At 66.9% G+C, this 17,526-nt stretch carries 16 protein-coding genes; 7 read left to right on the top strand and 9 right to left on the bottom strand.

All coding sequences use genetic code 11. The features are described from left to right. Positions 1-84: 84 nt before the first annotated feature. The 3 genes from C0R46_RS02215 to C0R46_RS02205 form a co-directional block, all read right to left on the bottom strand. The gene (locus C0R46_RS02215; RefSeq protein ID WP_102957942.1) at positions 85-807 is read right to left on the bottom strand and encodes a P-loop NTPase family protein; all 723 of its coding nucleotides are present in this window, start codon (positions 805-807) and stop codon (positions 85-87) included. A gap of 133 nt (positions 808-940) precedes the next feature. Further along, a complete protein-coding gene (locus C0R46_RS02210; RefSeq protein ID WP_102957941.1) occupies positions 941-2,143 on the bottom strand; it encodes an AI-2E family transporter in 1,203 nt (400 codons plus the stop codon). Next, a complete protein-coding gene (locus tag C0R46_RS02205) occupies positions 2,140-2,694 on the bottom strand; it encodes a CDP-alcohol phosphatidyltransferase family protein (RefSeq protein WP_102957940.1) in 555 nt (184 codons plus the stop codon). Before C0R46_RS02205 ends, C0R46_RS02210 begins: the two co-directional genes overlap by 4 nt. A gap of 139 nt (positions 2,695-2,833) precedes the next feature. Between C0R46_RS02205 and purM the strand changes: the two genes are divergently transcribed. Together purM and purN are read left to right on the top strand one after the other, a co-directional pair. Next, positions 2,834-3,904: a phosphoribosylformylglycinamidine cyclo-ligase gene (gene purM / locus C0R46_RS02200; RefSeq protein WP_102957939.1), complete on the top strand. Its 1,071-nt coding sequence runs from the start codon at positions 2,834-2,836 to the stop codon at positions 3,902-3,904. Next, entirely contained in the window at positions 3,901-4,587 is a 687-nt protein-coding gene (gene purN, locus C0R46_RS02195; protein ID WP_102957938.1) for a phosphoribosylglycinamide formyltransferase, read from the top strand. Before purM ends, purN begins: the two co-directional genes overlap by 4 nt. A gap of 12 nt (positions 4,588-4,599) precedes the next feature. On the opposite strand, the gene C0R46_RS02190 is transcribed toward purN, so the two are convergent. The 5 genes from C0R46_RS02190 to C0R46_RS02170 all read right to left on the bottom strand — a co-directional run bounded on the left by C0R46_RS02190 (position 4,600) and on the right by C0R46_RS02170 (position 11,464). After that, a complete protein-coding gene (locus tag C0R46_RS02190; protein WP_102957937.1) occupies positions 4,600-4,806 on the bottom strand; it encodes a DUF768 domain-containing protein in 207 nt (68 codons plus the stop codon). A gap of 115 nt (positions 4,807-4,921) precedes the next feature. Continuing rightward, positions 4,922-7,456, bottom strand: coding sequence for a protein translocase subunit SecD (gene secD, locus C0R46_RS02185; protein ID WP_102957936.1), 2,535 nt, complete (start codon positions 7,454-7,456; stop codon positions 4,922-4,924). A gap of 81 nt (positions 7,457-7,537) precedes the next feature. Beyond that, complete coding sequence (locus tag C0R46_RS02180) at positions 7,538-7,939, bottom strand: hypothetical protein (RefSeq protein WP_102957935.1); 402 nt, start codon at positions 7,937-7,939, stop codon at positions 7,538-7,540. A gap of 144 nt (positions 7,940-8,083) precedes the next feature. Then, a complete protein-coding gene (locus C0R46_RS02175; protein ID WP_102957934.1) occupies positions 8,084-10,222 on the bottom strand; it encodes a molybdopterin-containing oxidoreductase family protein in 2,139 nt (712 codons plus the stop codon). 135 nt (positions 10,223-10,357) lie between these two features. Then, positions 10,358-11,464: an alkene reductase gene (locus C0R46_RS02170; RefSeq protein WP_102957933.1), complete on the bottom strand. Its 1,107-nt coding sequence runs from the start codon at positions 11,462-11,464 to the stop codon at positions 10,358-10,360. Positions 11,465-11,587: 123 nt separating this feature from the next. On the opposite strand from C0R46_RS02170, the gene C0R46_RS02165 reads away from it, so the two are divergent. From C0R46_RS02165 to C0R46_RS02155, 3 genes are all read left to right on the top strand, one after another. Continuing rightward, positions 11,588-12,427, top strand: coding sequence for a 23S rRNA (adenine(2030)-N(6))-methyltransferase RlmJ (locus C0R46_RS02165; RefSeq protein ID WP_102957932.1), 840 nt, complete (start codon positions 11,588-11,590; stop codon positions 12,425-12,427). Positions 12,428-12,514: 87 nt separating this feature from the next. Then, positions 12,515-12,967, top strand: a complete 453-nt coding sequence (locus C0R46_RS02160; RefSeq protein ID WP_102957931.1) for a hypothetical protein — start codon at positions 12,515-12,517, stop codon at positions 12,965-12,967. Between the two features lie 21 nt (positions 12,968-12,988). Next, on the top strand, positions 12,989-13,588 hold the full coding sequence (locus C0R46_RS02155; protein WP_102957930.1) for a glutathione S-transferase N-terminal domain-containing protein: 600 nt from the start codon (positions 12,989-12,991) through the stop codon (positions 13,586-13,588). 105 nt (positions 13,589-13,693) lie between these two features. Here the strand turns inward: C0R46_RS02155 and C0R46_RS02150 are convergent, their stop codons facing one another. Continuing rightward, positions 13,694-14,350, bottom strand: a complete 657-nt coding sequence (locus tag C0R46_RS02150; RefSeq protein WP_102957929.1) for an outer membrane protein — start codon at positions 14,348-14,350, stop codon at positions 13,694-13,696. Positions 14,351-14,721: 371 nt separating this feature from the next. Here C0R46_RS02150 and uvrC point away from each other — a divergent pair, with 371 nt between their 5' ends. After that, positions 14,722-16,782, top strand: a complete 2,061-nt coding sequence (uvrC, locus tag C0R46_RS02145) for an excinuclease ABC subunit UvrC (RefSeq protein WP_102957928.1) — start codon at positions 14,722-14,724, stop codon at positions 16,780-16,782. Positions 16,783-16,900: 118 nt separating this feature from the next. Then, entirely contained in the window at positions 16,901-17,485 is a 585-nt protein-coding gene (gene pgsA, locus C0R46_RS02140) for a CDP-diacylglycerol--glycerol-3-phosphate 3-phosphatidyltransferase (protein ID WP_102957927.1), read from the top strand. Positions 17,486-17,526 lie beyond the last annotated feature (41 nt).

The raw sequence follows: 17,526 nt of genomic DNA, 5'->3' as shown, positions 1-17,526 counted from the left end.
GGCACCGGGGTCGGCGCCTCGGCGCGTTCAGCACGGCGGGAGCGGCTGGGACGGCGGGCGCGGGACTTCGTCTTCTGCAAGGGTCTACTCCTCGACCATGCCCGGATAGTCGCCGTGTGCGACGGTTGGATGACAGTCGGACGGCGTCGCGCCGGCCATCTCGCCGATCACCCGCCGCGCCAGAGAGCGCCCGATCTTCTCCTTGCCGGCCAGCGCTTCGCGGTCGATCGCGGCGACCAGGCGGCGGGCAGCGTCCAGCGAGCGCTCCATGCGTGCAACGATATAGTCGATGACCCGTCCGTCCACCTCCAGCTGCCGGTCGGCGAACAGCTTGGCGAGGACACCGGCCAGTAGCGCGTCGTCCGGCGCATCGATGTCCACCGTCGTCGCAGCCGCCAGGCGCGAGCGCAGATCGTTCGTCTCGAAGCGCATCAGCGCCGGGCGGACGGACCCGGTCGCCAGCACCTGGCCGGCTCCGAGCCGCGCGGCATTGACGATGGCGAAGAGCTCGCCCTCGGCGATGCCGCAGCGGTCGACGTCGTCGATGACGCAAGTGAAGTCCGGACGGGCCAGGATCGCCGCAGCCATGCCCGGCCGCAGCGGCTCGGCGTCAGCTATCTCAGCCCAGGCGCTGGCGAGATGCGTCTTGCCGGAACCCGGCGGCCCGATCACGAGAAGCACGGGGTGCGGCCATTGCGGCCAGTCGTCCACCGCGCGCATGGCCAGCGCGTTCGAGGCGGTGACGATCAGGTCGTCCCGGGCGAGCGATGGGCGGTGCGGCAGATCGAGGGGAAGCTGGGCGGGCATCGCCACCCTTGTAACCGATTTCGGCGCGGGCCTGTACCGCTGTGCCAAGATGAGCCCACAGGCACGAAAGAGCGGGGATTAATGCCGCCCGCTCAGTCTCCCGCCACCTTCAGGACGATCGTGCCGCCAGGCTTCAGCCGGCGGGCGGGCGTTCCGGTCCCAATTGCGGCAAGCTCCCCGCAGGCGCGAAATCGGCGTCGATCGCAGCTTTCAGCGGCTGCTGATCGAGGCTCTCCGCCGAGAGTTCCGGACGCGTCACCGCGCGGCCGAAATACATTTCGCTCTGCAGATACTTGGTGATGGCAAAGCGCACCAGCACGCCGACGGCGGCCGCGGCCGGCACGGCGATGAGGAGGCCGACGAAGCCGAACAGCGCGCCGAAGGCAAAGAGCGCGAACATCAGCCAGACCGGATGCAGGCCGACCGAGCTGCCGACGAGCTTCGGCTGCAGGATGTTGCCCTCGAAGAACTGGCCGCTGAAGAAGATCGCCGCGGTGGCGACCACCCAGATCCAATCGGGCGAGAACTGCACCAGGGCGACGCCAACAGCGAGAACGAGGCCGAGCGTCGAGCCGATATAGGGGATGAAGGAGATCAGGCCGGCGAAGAGGCCGATCAACAGCCCGAAGTTCAGGCCGATCAGCGTCAGGCCGGCGGCATAGTAGGTGCCGAGGATGAGGCAGAGGCTCCCCTGCCCGCGCACGAAGCCGGCGACGGCGAGGTCGATCTCGCGCGCCAGCCGCCGCACGGTGGACAGGTGCTGGCGCGGAATCCAGCTGTCGACCTTCTCCACCATGCGGTCCCAGTCGACGAGCAGGTAGAAGGCGACGACGGGCGTCACCACGAACAGCGACAGGAAGTTGACGACGGCGAGCGAGGACGTCCACAGCGACGAGAGCAGCGTCGTCACGACGCTCGTGCCCTGGCTGACGATGTCGCTGAGGTTCTTCTGGATATCGGCCTCATTGGCCGAGAACAGCCAGCCGAAGCGGCTGCTCTTGGCCGAGGCGACCAGTGCCTTCACCCGCTCGATATAGCTCGGCAAGCTGGAGACGACGCTGCTGACCTGATCGGCCACCAGCGGCACGACGATCAGGATCACCGCGGCGAAGCCGATGATGAAGAGGATCAGGATCACCAGCGTGGCGGCGACGCGCGATAGGCCGCGGCGCTCTAGCCAGTCGGCGACCGGATCGAGGAAGTAGGCGATCGCCATGCCGAGCAGGAAGGGCAGCAGGATGTCGCTGAACAGCCAGAGCAGGAGAACCAGGACGACGCCGGTGAGGCTCCAGAACAGGAGCTGACGGCGGAACAGAAGGGCCGGGTCGCGTGTCATCGATGGCCTTCCCTGCCTTCATCGGCCGCCATGTGGCGGAGCCAGTCGATGAGATAGGCGCCCGCCGACAGCACGGTCAAGATCGTCACCGCCCCGATCAAGGTCGAGATCAGCACGGGAATGTCGAGGTGAAGCGCGGGCTCGGCGAGGGTCGTTCCCGCCAGCAGGATCTGCGCCGCCGTCGTCAATTTCGAGACGAGCAGCGGCCGAACAGTGACGGGATGATCCATGACGAAGGACAGAAGCACCGCCGCCACGATCAGGACGTCGCGCGAGACGACCAGCGTCGCGAGCCAGACCGGAAGATGCCCAAGGATGCAGAGGCAGAGATAGACGGCGACGAGCAACGCCTTGTCCGCCATCGGATCGAGGTAGCGGCCGAGCATCGATTGCTGGTTGAAGTGGCGGGCGATGGCGCCGTCCAGCGCGTCGGAGACGCCGCAGAGCACGAAGACCGCGAAGGCGATCTGCCATTCCCCGGTGATCAATGCCCAGACCAGAGCGGGCACGCCGAGAAGGCGGGCGATGGAGATGAAGTTCGGTACCGTCACGCCACCCGATGCGCTGTGCTGCGCCCCTCCTCTCTTGCCCCCTCACGCAGATGCCCCTGCTCAGCACAGCTGAGGCGTCATGGCAGGTCTTGCTCAGCCTCGCCGATCGTGTCAACTCGGCGCCGAAGAAGGCTGAGCGATGACCGACACGACCACGAACACCCTCACCTACCGCGACGCGGGCGTCGATATCGATGCCGGCAACGAGATGGTCCGGCGCATCAAGCCGCATGTGCGCTCGACCGCGCGCCGCGGCGCCGATGGCGAGATCGGCGGCTTCGGCGGCCTGTTCGACCTGAAGGCCGCCGGCTTCACCGATCCGGTGCTGGTCGCCGCCAATGACGGCGTCGGCACCAAGCTCAGGATCGCCATCGAGACCGGCATCCACGACACGATCGGCATCGATCTCGTCGCCATGTGCGTCAACGATCTCGTGGTGCAGGGCGCCGAGCCGCTGTTCTTCCTCGACTATTTCGCGACCGGCAAGCTCGATCCCGCCGAGGGCGAGGCGATCGTCAAGGGCATTGCCGATGGTTGCCGCCAGGCCGGCTGCGCGCTGATCGGCGGCGAGACAGCCGAGATGCCGGGGCTGTATGCCGAGAAGGACTACGATCTCGCGGGCTTTGCCGTCGGCGCAGCCGAGCGCGACCGTCTGCTGCCCGCGGCGGACATCGAGACCGGCGACGTCATCCTCGGCCTCGCCTCCTCCGGCCCGCACTCCAACGGCTATTCGCTGATCCGGCGCATCGTCCAGCTATCGGGCCTGTCCTACGATGCCCCTGCGCCCTTCGACGCCACCCGGACGCTCGGCCAGGCGCTGATCGAGCCGACGCGCATCTATGTGAAGCCGCTGCTGGAAGTCTTCGCCCAGTCGCGCGGCATCAAGGCGCTCGCCCACATCACCGGCGGCGGGTTCACCGAGAACATCCCGCGCGTCTTGCCGGAGACGCTGCGCGCCGACATCGACCTGCCGGCCGTTCCCGTGCCGCCGGTCTTCGGTTGGCTCGCCAAGGTCGGCGGTGTCGCCGAGCCGGAGATGCTGCGCACTTTCAACTGCGGTATCGGCATGATCGTCGTCGTGTCCGAGGCGGAGGCGGCCGTCGTTAGCGCACTACTACAGAGCGCCGGCGAGAGCGTCGTGCCGCTCGGCCGCGTGCTGCGCCGCGACGCGGACGCCGTCACCTTCAACGGTTCGCTCGCCCTCGCATGAGCGCGGCCGCCAAGCCGCGCAAACGCATCGCGGTGCTGATCTCGGGCCGCGGCTCCAACATGGAGGCGCTGATCGCAGCTGCGGCCGCGCCCGATTTTCCGGGCGAGATCGTCGCCGTCCTGTCGAACCGGCCGGACGCGCGCGGGCTGGAAACCGCGGCCATGCACGGCATCGCGGCAGTTGCCGTCGATCACAAGGCCTTTGCCAGCCGCGCCGCGCACGAGGCTGCCGTGATGGAGGCGCTGGATCGCGTCCAGCCGGACGTCGTCTGCCTCGCCGGCTACATGCGCATCCTTTCGGCCGACTTCACCCAGCGCTATCGCGGCCGCATGATCAACATCCACCCCTCGCTGCTGCCGCTCTTCCCCGGCCTCGACACGCATGCGCGCGCTCTCGGCGCCGGCATGCGCCTGCACGGGTGCACCGTCCACTTCGTGACCGAAGTCATGGACGAGGGTCCGATCATCGCGCAGGCGGCCGTGCGCATCGAAGCCGGCGATACGGCCGAGACGCTGTCGCGCCGGGTGCTCGGCGCCGAGCACCGGCTCTACCCGCATGCGCTGCGGCTGGTGCTCGACGGGCGGGTGACGATCGACGGCGGCCTTGTGCCCACCGAGGCGTCGACGCAGACAGCCGCTCCAGCGTCGTGCGAGATGCTGATCGCTCCGGCAACTAGCGCCTAAGGTCGGTCCGACTCATCGCTCCGGCTGGCGACCGCGCAGGTAGCTCTCCAGATCGCCGCCGGTAACGCGGCGCACCTCATCTTCCGAGAAGCCCGCCGCTTCAGCGTCCGCCGTCAGCTTGATCAGCTGGCTCGAGATGTGGCCGGTCGCGTCCTTCTGCGACCCTCGAAGGTTCTCGGCAACCCAGCCTTCGAGCCAGGTCTTTGCATCTTTATCCATCGTTCCGGTCCTTCCGCTTGGAAGCCGCAGATAGAAAAAGGCGGCGGCTCGTCGAGCCACCGCCTTTCTCGTTTGCAGCGGGATCAGCGGGGACGAGCCCCGCCGCCGAAGTCGATCAGGAGGCCTGCGCCACCACCGGGGTCGCCGCCGCTGCCTTTCGCCGACGCGTGCGCCAGTCGCCGAGGAAGAGCAGGATCGGCGCCGCGATGAACACCGAGGAGCTGGCGGCAACAACGATGCCGAACACCATCGGCACGGCGAAGCTTTCCACCGCGCTGCCGCCCCAGATCGCCATGGGCAGCATGGCGAGGAAGGCGGTGATCGAGGTGTACAGGCTTCGCGCCAGCGTCTCGTTGATCGACTTGTCGATCATGTCGCGCATCGACATCGACTTGTAGAGCCGCATGTTCTCGCGCATGCGGTCATAGACGACGACCTTGTCGTTCACGGAGTAGCCGATCAGCGTCAGCAGCGCCGCGATGGCGGTGAGGTTGAAGTCGATGCCGGTCAGCGCGAAGAAGCCCACCGTCTTCGTGACGTCGAGGATCAGCGTCGCGATGGCGCCGACGGCGAAGGGCCACTCGAAGCGGAACCAGATGTAGAACATCATGGCCAAGCTCGCGAGGACGACGGAGATCACGCCGGCATAGGCGAGCTCGCCCGAAACCTTCGGACCGACCACCTCCGTCCGCTCTATCGAGGAACCCGGATCGAGACGGGTGACCTCGTCGCGGATCTTGGCGACCGCCTGATTCTGTGCCTCCTCGCCGCCCGGCTGGCGCTCGGCGCGCACGAGCACATTCTGCTCGCCGCCGAACTCCTGCAGATTGATCTCGCCGAGACCCAATCCTTCGAGACCGCTGCGCATCGCCGCGAGATCGGCGGGGCCAGAGGTGCGAACTTCCATCTGGATGCCGCCGCGGAAATCCACGCCGTAGTTGAGGCCGGGATAGATGAAGAGGGCAATCGAGGCGAGCGAGAGCACGGCCGAGACGCCGATGCCGACGAAGCGCCCCTTCATGAAGCGGATGTTGGTGCCGTCCGGGATCAGCTTGAATCCGAACAGCGGCTCGATCCGCAGCGTCTTCATGCGCCAGCGACGGACGATGAAGGTCATCACCACGCGCACGATCGAAACGGCCGTGAACATGGAGATGGCGATGCCGAGGAACATGGTGATGGCAAAGCCGCGCACCGGACCGGAGCCGAAGTAGAAGAGCAGCGCGGTCGCGATCAGCGCGGTGACGTTGGAGTCGATGATGGTGGAATAGGCGCGGTTGAAGCCGGCGTCGAGCGCCGGGAAGGCGCCGAGCCCCTTGCGCGTCTCCTCGCGGATGCGCTCGTTGATGAGAACGTTGGCGTCGACGGCAAGGCCGATGCCAAGCACGATGCCGGCGATGCCGGGCAGCGTCAGCGTCGCACCTAGCAGGCTCAGGGCACCGAAGGTCAGGATGACGTTCAGCAGCAGCGCGAAATTCGCGAGCAGGCCCCAGCGGCCATAAAGCACGAACATGAAGATGAAGACGAGGCCGAACCCGACGAGGCCGGACAGGATGCCACGCTCGATGGCGTCGGCGCCCAGATCGGCACCGACGGTGCGTTCCTCGATCACCGTCAGCGGCGCCGGCAGCGCGCCGGCGCGCAGGAGCGCCGAGAGCACGGTCGAATCCTCGACGGTGAAGTTGCCGCTGATCTGGCCGGAACCGCCGGTGATGGGCTCGCGGATCACCGGTGCACTCAGGACCTTGCCGTCGAGGACGATGGCGAAGGGCCGCCCGACATTCTGCCGGGTGATGTCGCCGAACTGCCGTGCGCCGAGCGAATCAAAGCGGAAGGAGACGATCGGCTCGCTCGTCTGCGGGTCGAAGCCGGCTCTGGCGTCGCTGAGGCGCTCGCCGCTGATGGCGACGCGATCCTCGATCGCGTATTTCTGATCAGTCTTCGAATCCGGCATGATCGTTACGCCCGGGCGGCGCGTCGTCGTGTCGCCGTCGGGCGCGAGCATGTGAAAGCTCATCTGCGCCGTCGAGCCGAGAAGCTCGCGGATGCGGCGGGGGTCCTGCACGCCCGGCAGCTGGACGAGGATGCGGTCCGAGCCGACGCGCTGGATCGTCGGCTCGGAGACGCCGACCTGATCGATGCGCTGGCGGACGATCTCCAGGCTCTGCTGGATCGCTGCATTGGTACGGTCGGCGATCCCCGCCTCCGTCAGGGCCATGCGGATGCCGGTGTCGGTGGACGCGACCTCGATATCACTCGATGCAGTTCCGAAGACCGCAGTTGCGGTCGGCTCCGCCAGGGCCCGCAGCAGCGGCAGCGCCTTCTCGCGCATCGCCGGATCGTTGATCGCGACCGTCACCGCATTGTCGTCGGCGCGGATCGATTGGTAGCGGACATTGGCCTGACGCAGCGTGTCGCGCGAGCCCTGCAGGATCGACTGCAGCCGCTCCTTGCGCAGCGCCGAAGCGTCGATCTCGAGCACGAGATGCGAGCCGCCGCTGAGGTCGAGGCCGAGATTGACCTGATGCTTGGGCAGCCAGGACGGGAAGGACGCCAGCTGCTGCTGGGTGAAGACGTTCGGGAGCGCTGCGAAGATGCCGAGAATGATGATGACGGCATAGGTCGCAAGCACCCATTTGGAGGTGCGCATGGTGAGGTGATCCAGGATCGGCGGCGCCGGCGTCCTTCGAGGAGCCGCGGCCTTGAGGTTCAAGCGTCGGGTGGCGTGGCGTCAGGACGCGATCGGAGGCGCGCGCGAACGAAAGCCCGCCGGACCATGGCTCGTGTCGCTGCTGGTATCGCTGGATACCGCTGCGGCTGAGGCGCGCGCCGGCAGCACGAGACCGCCGGATTGCGGAAGCAGCGCCGGGTCGCCACCGGCCAGAAGCGGCCGTCCCTTCTGGTCCGGACGCTCCAGCAGCATGCCGGACGCCTGGTTGGATTCCGATGACCGTGCGCCCACCTGGGTGCCGCGACGGGACGAGCCGGCATCGCCGCTGCGCCCGCCGGCATCGACCGCGCCACCCGGCAGAAACGCCGCAGCCAGCCGTGTCGATGCAGCACCGGGAAGCAGCAGCATCGGCGCGAGCAGCAGCGCAAACAGCATGAAGCGCACCGAGGCGTTCAGCCTCATGCTCCGCTCCTGCCACCGCCGTCGTGCCGCCATGAACCGCCCATTCCTGAAGACGAGATCGAACCCCAGCCAGTAACGGCTCGCACGCGGATCCACAATCGTTAACGGGCTCTTAACACAGACCCGTGTCAAAACACAGGCAGGTTACGCTGCTGCTGTGCTCGTGGCCTCGCCTGGCCCGTCCGGCTCGAGCCAGACATGGATATCGTGGAAGGCCGCACCGCCGAAGGGCGCGACGGGATCGGCTCCGACGAGGATGTTGATCCCCTCGCCGTCGAGGAAATCGCCGTTTGGCCAGAGGCCTTCATGGATCAGCACGCCGGGTCGCGCGGCATCGGACAGGCGGGCGACCAGACGCAGCGAGCCGCGGCGATTGCCGATCCGCACGACGCTTCCCTCGGCAATGCCCGCAGCGGCGGCATCGTCCGGATGGATGGCAAGGTTCGGCTGCCCTTCGCGGCCACGCGAGCCTTTGGTCTCGGCGAAGGTCGAGTTCAGGAACTGCCGCGCCGGCGAGGTCGCCAGGCGGAACGGGTGGGCCGCGTCCGCACTCTCCGTCAGCTCGACGTGGTCGGGCCACTCCGGCAGGCGGTGATGCGGTCCCTGCAGCCCCATCGCCTCGGGCGGGCGGTTCGGCGCGCGGCTCCCGGCCCAATCGGGGCGGAAGCGGAAGCGCTTGTCCGGCCAGGCGAAGCCGTCGAGGAAATGCGCGCGGCTGAAGGGCGGCTGACAGTCAATCCAGCGGCCGGCCTCCAGCTCGGCCAGCGTGCCGCGCCGGCTTCGCTGCAGCATCGCATCGATCAGTTCCCGCTCGGTGCGGCCGAAACCGGGCTGACCGGACAGGCCGAGCCGCTTGCCGAGCTCTTCGATGACGAAGTGGTTCGAGCGCACCCCCACCGGCGGCTCCACCAGCTTGGGTCCGAGGACGATGTGGTTCTGGCCGCCGCCGCGATAGATGTCGTCATGTTCGAGGAAGGTCGTCGCCGGCAGGACGAGATCGGCGAGCTTGGCCGTGTCCGTCATGAACTGTTCGTGGACGCAGGTGAAGAGGTCCTCGCGCAGGAAGCCGCGGCGCACCAGCCGCTGCTCCGGGCAGACATTGGCCGGGTTGGTGTTCTGGATCAGCATCGCCGTGACGGGCGGGCCGCCGTTCAGCGCCCCGGCGTCATTGCAGAGCACCGCGCCGATCCGGCTCTGGTCAAGCGAGCGCACTGAAGCGTCGCGCGCCGCGACGCCCATGATCTCGCTTTTGTCGAGGCCGAATATGTCCGAGTTGGTGTGGAAGGCCCCGCCGCCTTCGTGCTGCCAGTGGCCGTAGACGGCGGGCACGGACATCGCGGCATGCATCGCGACCGCACCGTTGCGCTGGCGCGTAAAGCCGTAGCCGAGGCGGAAGAAGGTGCGCGGCGTACGGCCGATGATCGCTGCGAAGGCCTCGATCGCCTCGACCGACAGGCCGGTGATGGCGGCCGCCCATTCCGGGTCACGCGGGGCAAGGTGCTGCTCCAGCCCGGCCGGATCGTCGGTGTAGCGGGCGAGATAGTCGCGGTCGGCCGTACCGTCCCGGAAGGCGACATGCATCAGCGCGCAGGCGAGCGCCGCATCGGTGCCGGGTTTCAGGCACAGGGCGAGATCGGCCTGCTTCATCGTAGCATTGTCGTAGATGTCGATGGCGACGATCGTCGCTCCACGCTCCTTGCGGGCGCGGATCGCGTGCGTCATCACGTTGACCTGCGTCGCCACCGCATTGGTGCCCCAGATCACCACGCAGTCGGACACGGCCATCTCGCGGGGATCCGCGCCGGTCATCCGCCCGGCGCCGGCGAACCAGCCGGTCCAGGCCATGTTGGTACAGATCGAATCGAACTGGTTGGAGTAGCGCTTGGCGTGCCGCAGCCGGTAGATGCCGTCGCGCTGCACCAGTCCCATCGTGCCGGCATAGTGATAGGGCCAGACGCTTTCCGAGCCATACCGCTGCTCGGCCTTCACGAAGGCGTCGGCGACGAGGTCGAGCGCATCGTCCCAGCCGATCTCGCGCCAGCGCCCCTCGCCCTTGCCCCCGACGCGCTGCAGCGGGTGCTTCAGCCGGTCGGGGTGATGGGTGCGTTCGGCATAGCGCGCGACCTTCGCGCAGATGACGCCGGCCGTGTAGCTGTTGCCTTCTGCGCCCCGCACGCGACCGATCGTGCGGGTGTCGATGAGATCGACATCGAGCGCGCAGGTGGACGGGCAGTCATGCGGGCAGGCCGTATGACCGACCGCGAGGGCGAAGGGCTTGTTCATGGCCCTTTATAGCCATTCCAGACGCCGGCAGCCCATTCATTCTGGCGATCACCGTCATCAAACGAAAACGGGCCGGACGTGATGTCCGGCCCGCTGCGTGGAAGAACGCCTGGTCCAGAGGACCCCTGCGTGAGGTCATGCGGCGTAACGGGCCCGCTCCTCCGGCGTCAGCGCGGGGTAGTCGGTCAAGCCCTTCTCGTCGCCGCCATAGAAGGTCGCCTGGTCCCAGGCGTTCAGCGGGGCGCCGAGCTGCAGGCGCGCGACCAGATCCGGATTGGAGATGAACGGCTTGCCGAAGCAGACGAGGTCGACCTCGCCGGCATCGAGCTGCTTCACCGCCAGATCGAGATCGTAGTTGTTGTTGCCCATGTAGAGCCCGTCGAAGCGCTGGCGGAGCGCGTCGTAGTCGAAGCCGTCCTTGCCGCGGTCGCCGCCGGTCTGGCCTTCGATGACATGGAGGTAAATCGGCTGGCGCTTGGCGATCTCCTCGACATAGGCGTTGAAGAGGCGCTGCTGATCGCTCTCGCTCGATCCGCCCATCACCGTCACCGGCGAGATGCGGATGCCGACATGCTCCTTGTCCCAGGTGGCGATCACGGCATCCAGCACCTCCAGCGGGAAGCGCATGCGGTTCTCGATCGAGCCGCCGTAGCGGTCGGTGCGCAGATTGGTGCCATCGCGCAGGAACTGGTCGAGCAGGTAGCCATTCGCCGAATGGACCTCGACGCCGTCGAAGCCGGCGGCGCGGGCGTTCTTCGTCGCCTTGACATAGTCTTCGGTGACGCGGGGCAGCTCGGCTTCCTCAAGGGCGCGCGGCGTCTCGTGATCCTTGAAGCCTTCCTCGGTGAAGGCTTTGCCGGACGGCTTGACCGCAGAGGCGGACACGGGCGCGGCGCCGTTCGGCTGCAGGTCGGGGTGCGAGATGCGGCCGACATGCCAGAGCTGCAGGAAGATCCGCCCGCCTTCGGCATGAACGGCATCCGTCACCTTCTTCCAGGCGGCCACCTGCTCGTCCGAGTAGATGCCGGGCGTCCAGGCATAGCCGCGCCCTTCGACGCTGATGTTGGTCGCCTCGGAGATGATGAGCCCGGCGCTGGCGCGCTGGCGGTAGTACTCGACATGCATCGCTTTCGGCACGCCGTCGGAGGTCGCGCGGCTGCGCGTCAGCGGCGCCATGACGATACGGTTGGAGAGGCGGATCGGGCCGAAATCGACCTCTTCAAACAGCTTGGACTTGCTCAAGGAACTTCCTTTCGTCATTGCAGCGGCGATGTCTGTGGAGTCGCTGCGCCGCAATATAGGCACAGCCGACGCATCCGCTCCCCTGAACGGTGTGTTTCTGCGGCAGGAAAAATTGGGCAGCTCGTGAATTATCGCCACGCCTTCCATGCCGGCAACTTCGCCGACGTCGTCAAGCACGTGCTGCTGACGCTGATCGTCGCCTATCTCCAGCGCAAGGAGAAGCCGTTCCGGGTGATCGACACCCATGCGGGGCGCGGACGCTACGAGCTCGGCAGCGAGGAGGCGCTACGGACCGGCGAGTATCTCGACGGCATTGCGCGGCTGCTGCGCGCCACGCCTTCTCCGGACGGCGAGCCGCTGCTGGCGTCCTACCTCCAGACCCTTGCGCCGGAGCGCGACGGCACCCGCATCACCGCCTATCCCGGCTCGCCCCTGATCGTGCGGCGGCTGTTGCGGCCGCAGGACCGGCTGTCGGCCTATGAGCTGCATCCAACCGATGCAGCCGCGCTCGGACGGCTCTTTGCCGGCGATCACCAGGTCAAGGCGATCCAGCTCGACGGCTGGCTGGCGCTCGGCGCGCATCTGCCGCCAAAGGAGAAGCGCGGCCTCGTGCTGATCGACCCACCCTTCGAACAGGCGGACGAGATCCGCCGCATCGGTGAAGGCCTGGCGAAGGCATACCGCCGCTGGCCAGGCGGCATCTATGCCATCTGGTACCCGCTGAAGCGCCCGGCGGCGCGCGAGGCATTAGTGGCGACACTGCGCGACACCGGTATCGAGGACATCATCCTCGCCGAGTTCTTCCGCGAGCCGTTCACGAGCGACGAGCGACTGGTCGGTACGGGCCTTGCCGTGGTCAATGCGCCCTACACCTTCGCCGAGGAGGCTGCGGCTGCGATGAAGGTGCTCGCGGTGGCGCTCGACTATGGCCCGGCTGCAACGTCGCGGGTGGTTTCGCTCTAGCAACGCGGCGCGAGGATTAACCGTAAGGGAGAACTGCGTTATCTTCCCTGTGGATTTCCCTGCCTCCGATTCCGCGGAAGGTTCATCATGCGCATCATCTCCGCCGCCGTTCTCACGGCAGCTCTCGTCGCCCCCTTCGCGGTGCCGGCCTCGGCTGCCGATCTCATGATGATGCGCACGACGCATCAGCCGGTGCCGTCCGCGACGCTCCCCTTCTGCGAGAACCCGAAGGTGCTGGCGCAGGTCGAGGACCAGTTCGAATATGGCGCGCCGCAGATGCTGAAAAGCGATCTCGCGATCACCGAGTTCAGCGATCTCTTCGAAAAAGCCTATTTCGCCGCCAACGAGGAGCGCCCGATCGAGCGCCGCTACTGCCAGGGCGAAGTGCAGATTTCCACTGGCGAGCGGCACACGCTCTACTACGTCGTGGAATATCCGATGGGCTTCGCCTCGATCGGCTGGCGTGCCGAGGGCTGCGTGCTCGGCCTTGACGAGTGGCAGGTCTACGGCGCGAACTGCCAGTCGCTTCGCCGCTTCTGATCCACACAGGTTGCTGATTTTCTGATGCGTCTTTTCTACTCGCCGACCTCGCCCTTCGCCGCGAAGGTGCGGATGGCCGCTCGCCATTGCGACATCGATCTCGATTGCGTCAGCGTCGACACCGTATCCGAACCGGCCGAACTTCTGACCGCCAATCCGCTCGGCAAGGTGCCGACGCTGCTTTTGAATGACGGCACCCCCGTCTACGACAGCCGGGTGATCTGCGAATATTTCGATCGCATCAGCGGCAATCTGTTGATCCCGCAGGGTGACGCCGAGTGGCTGCGCGCCCGCAAGGTCGAGGCAACGTCGGACGGTGGCGTCGATGGCGCCATCCTCGTCGTCTACGAGAAGCGGTTCCGGCCCGAGGAGATCCACCATAAGCCGTGGACGGATCGCCAATGGGGCAAGGCGATTCGCGCGCTCGACGCTCTTGAGAGTGAGGTCGGTCGCTTCCCGGAGACGCTGGACATCGGCCACTTCGCGGTGGCCGGCTTCCTCGGCTGGCTGAGCTTGCGCTTTGCCGGACAGTGGGAAGTCGAGCACCCGAAGCTCGCGGCCTGGATCAAGGCGTTTCCGGAGCGCTACCCCCGCTTCGCCGACCTTATGCCGAAGGTCTGATCATCCGGCTGCGCGGCCGACGCGCAGCCCTTCTTCGATCATCAGATACGACTGCGCCGGCATTGCTGCCGGCGCCCATTGACAGACGTGTCGCCTGCCGCCCCTTCAGAACTTCAGCGCAACGCCGGCGCGGATCGAGTGCTCGTCATAGCCGGTCGAGACGCTGGTCTCGCCGAGATCATAGGTCTCGCTGCCGAAATCCGAATAGCGGTACTCGAGACGCGACGTGATGTTGTCCGTCACCTTCGCCTCGATGCCGCCGCCGACGGTGTAGCCGACATTGGTCTGCGTGTCCTTCTCGCCACTGGCCGACAACTGCTTGCTGTCGACCGCGACACCGCCGGTCGCGAAGACCATGAACGGATCGAGCGCAACGCCGACGCGGCCGCGCAGCGAGCCGAAGGCGTTCGAGTCAGCCTCGACCGGCGCACCCACGTCGAAATTGGCGCCGCCGGCATCGAGACCGGAATAGCCGACATCGCCTTCGATACCGTAGACGAACTGGCCGGACTGGAAGTTGTATCCGCCATAGACGCCGCCAACGATGCCTTCGCCGTCATAGTCCGCGCCGCCGGTCTGATCGAAGTTCGAGACGTTGTAGCCGACGAAGGCGCCGGCATATGGGCCGGACCAGACATAGACCGGGCTCGCGACGACGGCCTGCGGAACCGGCGGCTCCTCCATCACCACGTCCGCGGCGAAGGCAGGAGCAGCGAAAACGAGAAAAGCTGATGCCAGAAGGCTCATCCTGATCGTGTTCATGCCCGTTCCTTTCACTGTTCGGCAGAGACATCGCCCTTCCGCGAGCCTGACGTCCTGCCACGCCTTCACATGGGGGCTGAGGTGCCACCGAAACAGTGAAAGCTTGGTAAGGGTTCACGGCCCCGCTCACTTCGCTGCCGCTTGTGACGAATGCGCCACAGCGGCCGTAGGGGTGATCCTCCACCTCACTTGCGGCAGAAATGGGCGCAGTGTCGCACCTGCGGTCCGTTCCGCCTCGCCCGACCCTGCAATCGTCCAAGTCGAGAATCATATAAGGGGAACAGGCCGCTGCTTGCGCAGGGCAAGGCAGCGGACATCCGAATGGGCCGATCAGGCCGCAGCGCTTCTCTCGACACTCCGGCCGCGCGTTGATGCCGCGGCTTCCAGACGACATGAGCATGACCAGCGACATCGACCACGCCATCGACGACGAAGCGGACGACGAGGACGACATCATCGAGGATGTGCCGGCCGACGCGACGTCTGCCGTTGCCACGATCGACTGGAACGATGCGGGTGCCAGCCACGAACTGAAGGGCGCCGAGCTGATCGCCGCGTTCGTCAAGCGACTGCCGAACGCGCCCGGCGTCTACCGCATGTTCGGCAAGGACGAGGACGTCCTCTATGTCGGCAAGGCGCGCTCGCTGAAGAAGCGGGTGACGAGCTATACGCGCCTCGGCGGCCACACCAACCGGATCGCGCGGATGATCCGCGAGACGGTGCACATGGAATTCGTGACGACGCGCACGGAGACCGAGGCGCTGCTGCTCGAGGCAAATCTCATCAAGCGGCTGCGGCCCCGCTTCAACGTGCTGATGCGGGACGACAAGTCGTTTCCCTACATCCTCGTCAGCGACGACCACGAGGCGCCCGCGATCATGAAGCACCGCGGGGCACGCTCGCGAAAGGGCAGCTACTTCGGCCCCTTCGCCTCGGCGGGCGCGGTGGGACGCACCGTCTCGGCGCTGCAGCGCGCCTTTCTGCTGCGCACCTGCACCGACAGCGTCTACGAGACGCGCACGCGGCCCTGCCTTCTCTACCAGATCAAGCGATGCTCCGGCCCCTGCACGCGGGAGATCTCGATCGAGGACTATCGCGGCCTCGTGCGCGAGGCGGAGGGCTTCCTCTCCGGCCGGTCCAGCCAGGTGAAGCAGTCGATGTCCGCGGCGATGCAGGCGGCATCGGACGATCTCGACTTCGAGCGCGCCGCGATCTACCGCGACCGTCTGTCCGCGCTCTCGCACGTGCAGAGCCACCAGGGCATCAACCCGGCTGGGATCGAGGAGGCCGACGTCTTCGCCATCCATTACGAAGGCGGCCTCACCTGCATCCAGGTGTTCTTCTTCCGCACCGGGCAGAACTGGGGCAACCGCGCCTATTTCCCCAAGGCCGATCCCTCGATCGAGCCGCAGGAGGTGCTCGGCGCCTTCCTGGCACAGTTCTACGACGACAAGCCGGTGCCATCGCTGGTGCTGCTCTCGGCCGACATCGAGGACTGCGATCTCCTCGCCGAGGCCTTGAGCGTGCGCAGCGGCCGCAGGGTACAGATCAGCGTGCCCGCGCGCGGCCAGAAGAAGGACCTCGTCGACCACGCGGTCGCCAATGCGCGCGAGGCGCTCGGCCGGCGGCTTGCCGAGACCTCCTCGCAGGCGCGGCTCCTGAAGGGCCTGGCCGAGACCTTCAGCCTCCCCCGGCCGCCGCGCCGCATCGAGGTCTACGACAACTCGCACATCATGGGCACCAACGCCGTCGGCGCGATGATCGTCGCGGGCACGACGGGGTTTGCCAAGAACCAGTACCGCAAGTTCAACATACGCGGCGCCGACATCACGCCGGGCGACGACTTCGGCATGATGCGCGAGGTGATGACGCGGCGCTTCTCGCGCCTCCTGAAGGAGCATGGTGACGCCGCGCCCTCACCCGCTGCGGCCGTCCCGGCCGACGACACGGAAGCTGAGATCGACGACACGATGCCGGACTGGCCGGACCTCGTCCTCATCGACGGCGGCAAGGGCCAGATCTCGGCCGTGCGTGCGATCCTCAACGAGCTCGGGATCGCCGACAGGGTCACCACAATCGGCGTTGCCAAGGGCGTCGACCGCGATGCTGGCCGCGAGCGCTTCGTCACCGATGGGCGCGAGCCCTTCTCGCTGCCGCCGCGCGATCCGGTGCTCTACTTCGTGCAGCGGCTGCGGGACGAAGCGCACCGCTTTGCCATCGGCTCGCACCGCGCGCGCCGCAAGAAGGAGCTGGTGAAGAACCCGCTCGACGAGATTGCCGGTATTGGACCGACGCGAAAGCGCGCCCTCCTCCACCATTTCGGAACCGCCAAGGCCGTCTCGCGCGCGGCATTGTCCGACCTCACCCGGGTGGAGGGCATCTCGGAAGCGACCGCCAAGATCATCTACGACCACTTTCACGAGCGCAGCTGAGGGATGAGCCGTGTCCGACTTGCATCGGATACGCTCTGCAACAGAGGGACGGTTGACGGAGCCACCACGGCGCGGTTGAAGACACTGCGCCGCGTGCAGCAGCCAACCGGAATCACTGATGTCGTCGTCCAGGGCCTACAGCCTCCCCAACATCCTGACCTATGCGCGCATCATCGCGGTGCCGCTGGTCGTGCTGTGCTTCTTCATCGAGGGGCAGTTCCGCGGCACCGACTTCGCCCGCTGGACGGCGCTGTTCATCTTCATCGCGGCCAGCGTCACCGATTTCTTCGACGGCTATCTCGCGCGCGCCTGGCAGCAGACCTCCACCATCGGCCGCATGCTCGACCCGATCGCCGACAAGCTGCTCGTTGCCGCCTCGCTGCTGCTGCTCGCCGCCGACGGCACGATCGCCGGCTGGAGCCTCTGGGCGGCCATCGTGATCCTCTGCCGCGAGATTCTGGTTTCCGGCCTGCGCGAATATCTGGCGGAGCTGAAGGTCAGCGTTCCCGTGACGCGGCTCGCCAAGTGGAAGACGGCGATCCAGATGGTGGCGATCGGCTTCCTGCTGGCTGGTCCTGCGGCGGACAGGATCGTCGACCACACCACCTCCACCGGCATCGCGCTGCTGTGGCTGTCAGGTATCGTCACGCTTTATACCGGCTACGACTATTTCCGCGCGGGCCTGCGCCACATCGAGGACTGAGCCGCGCCTTCGCCGGCTTGTCTCGGCGCGTCCGCTGGACA

This window comes from Mangrovicella endophytica, from assembly GCF_002893625.1.
Taxonomy (GTDB): Bacteria; Pseudomonadota; Alphaproteobacteria; order Rhizobiales; family Rhizobiaceae; genus Mangrovicella; species Mangrovicella endophytica.
This window is presented reverse-complemented; position numbering and strand designations above follow the sequence as displayed.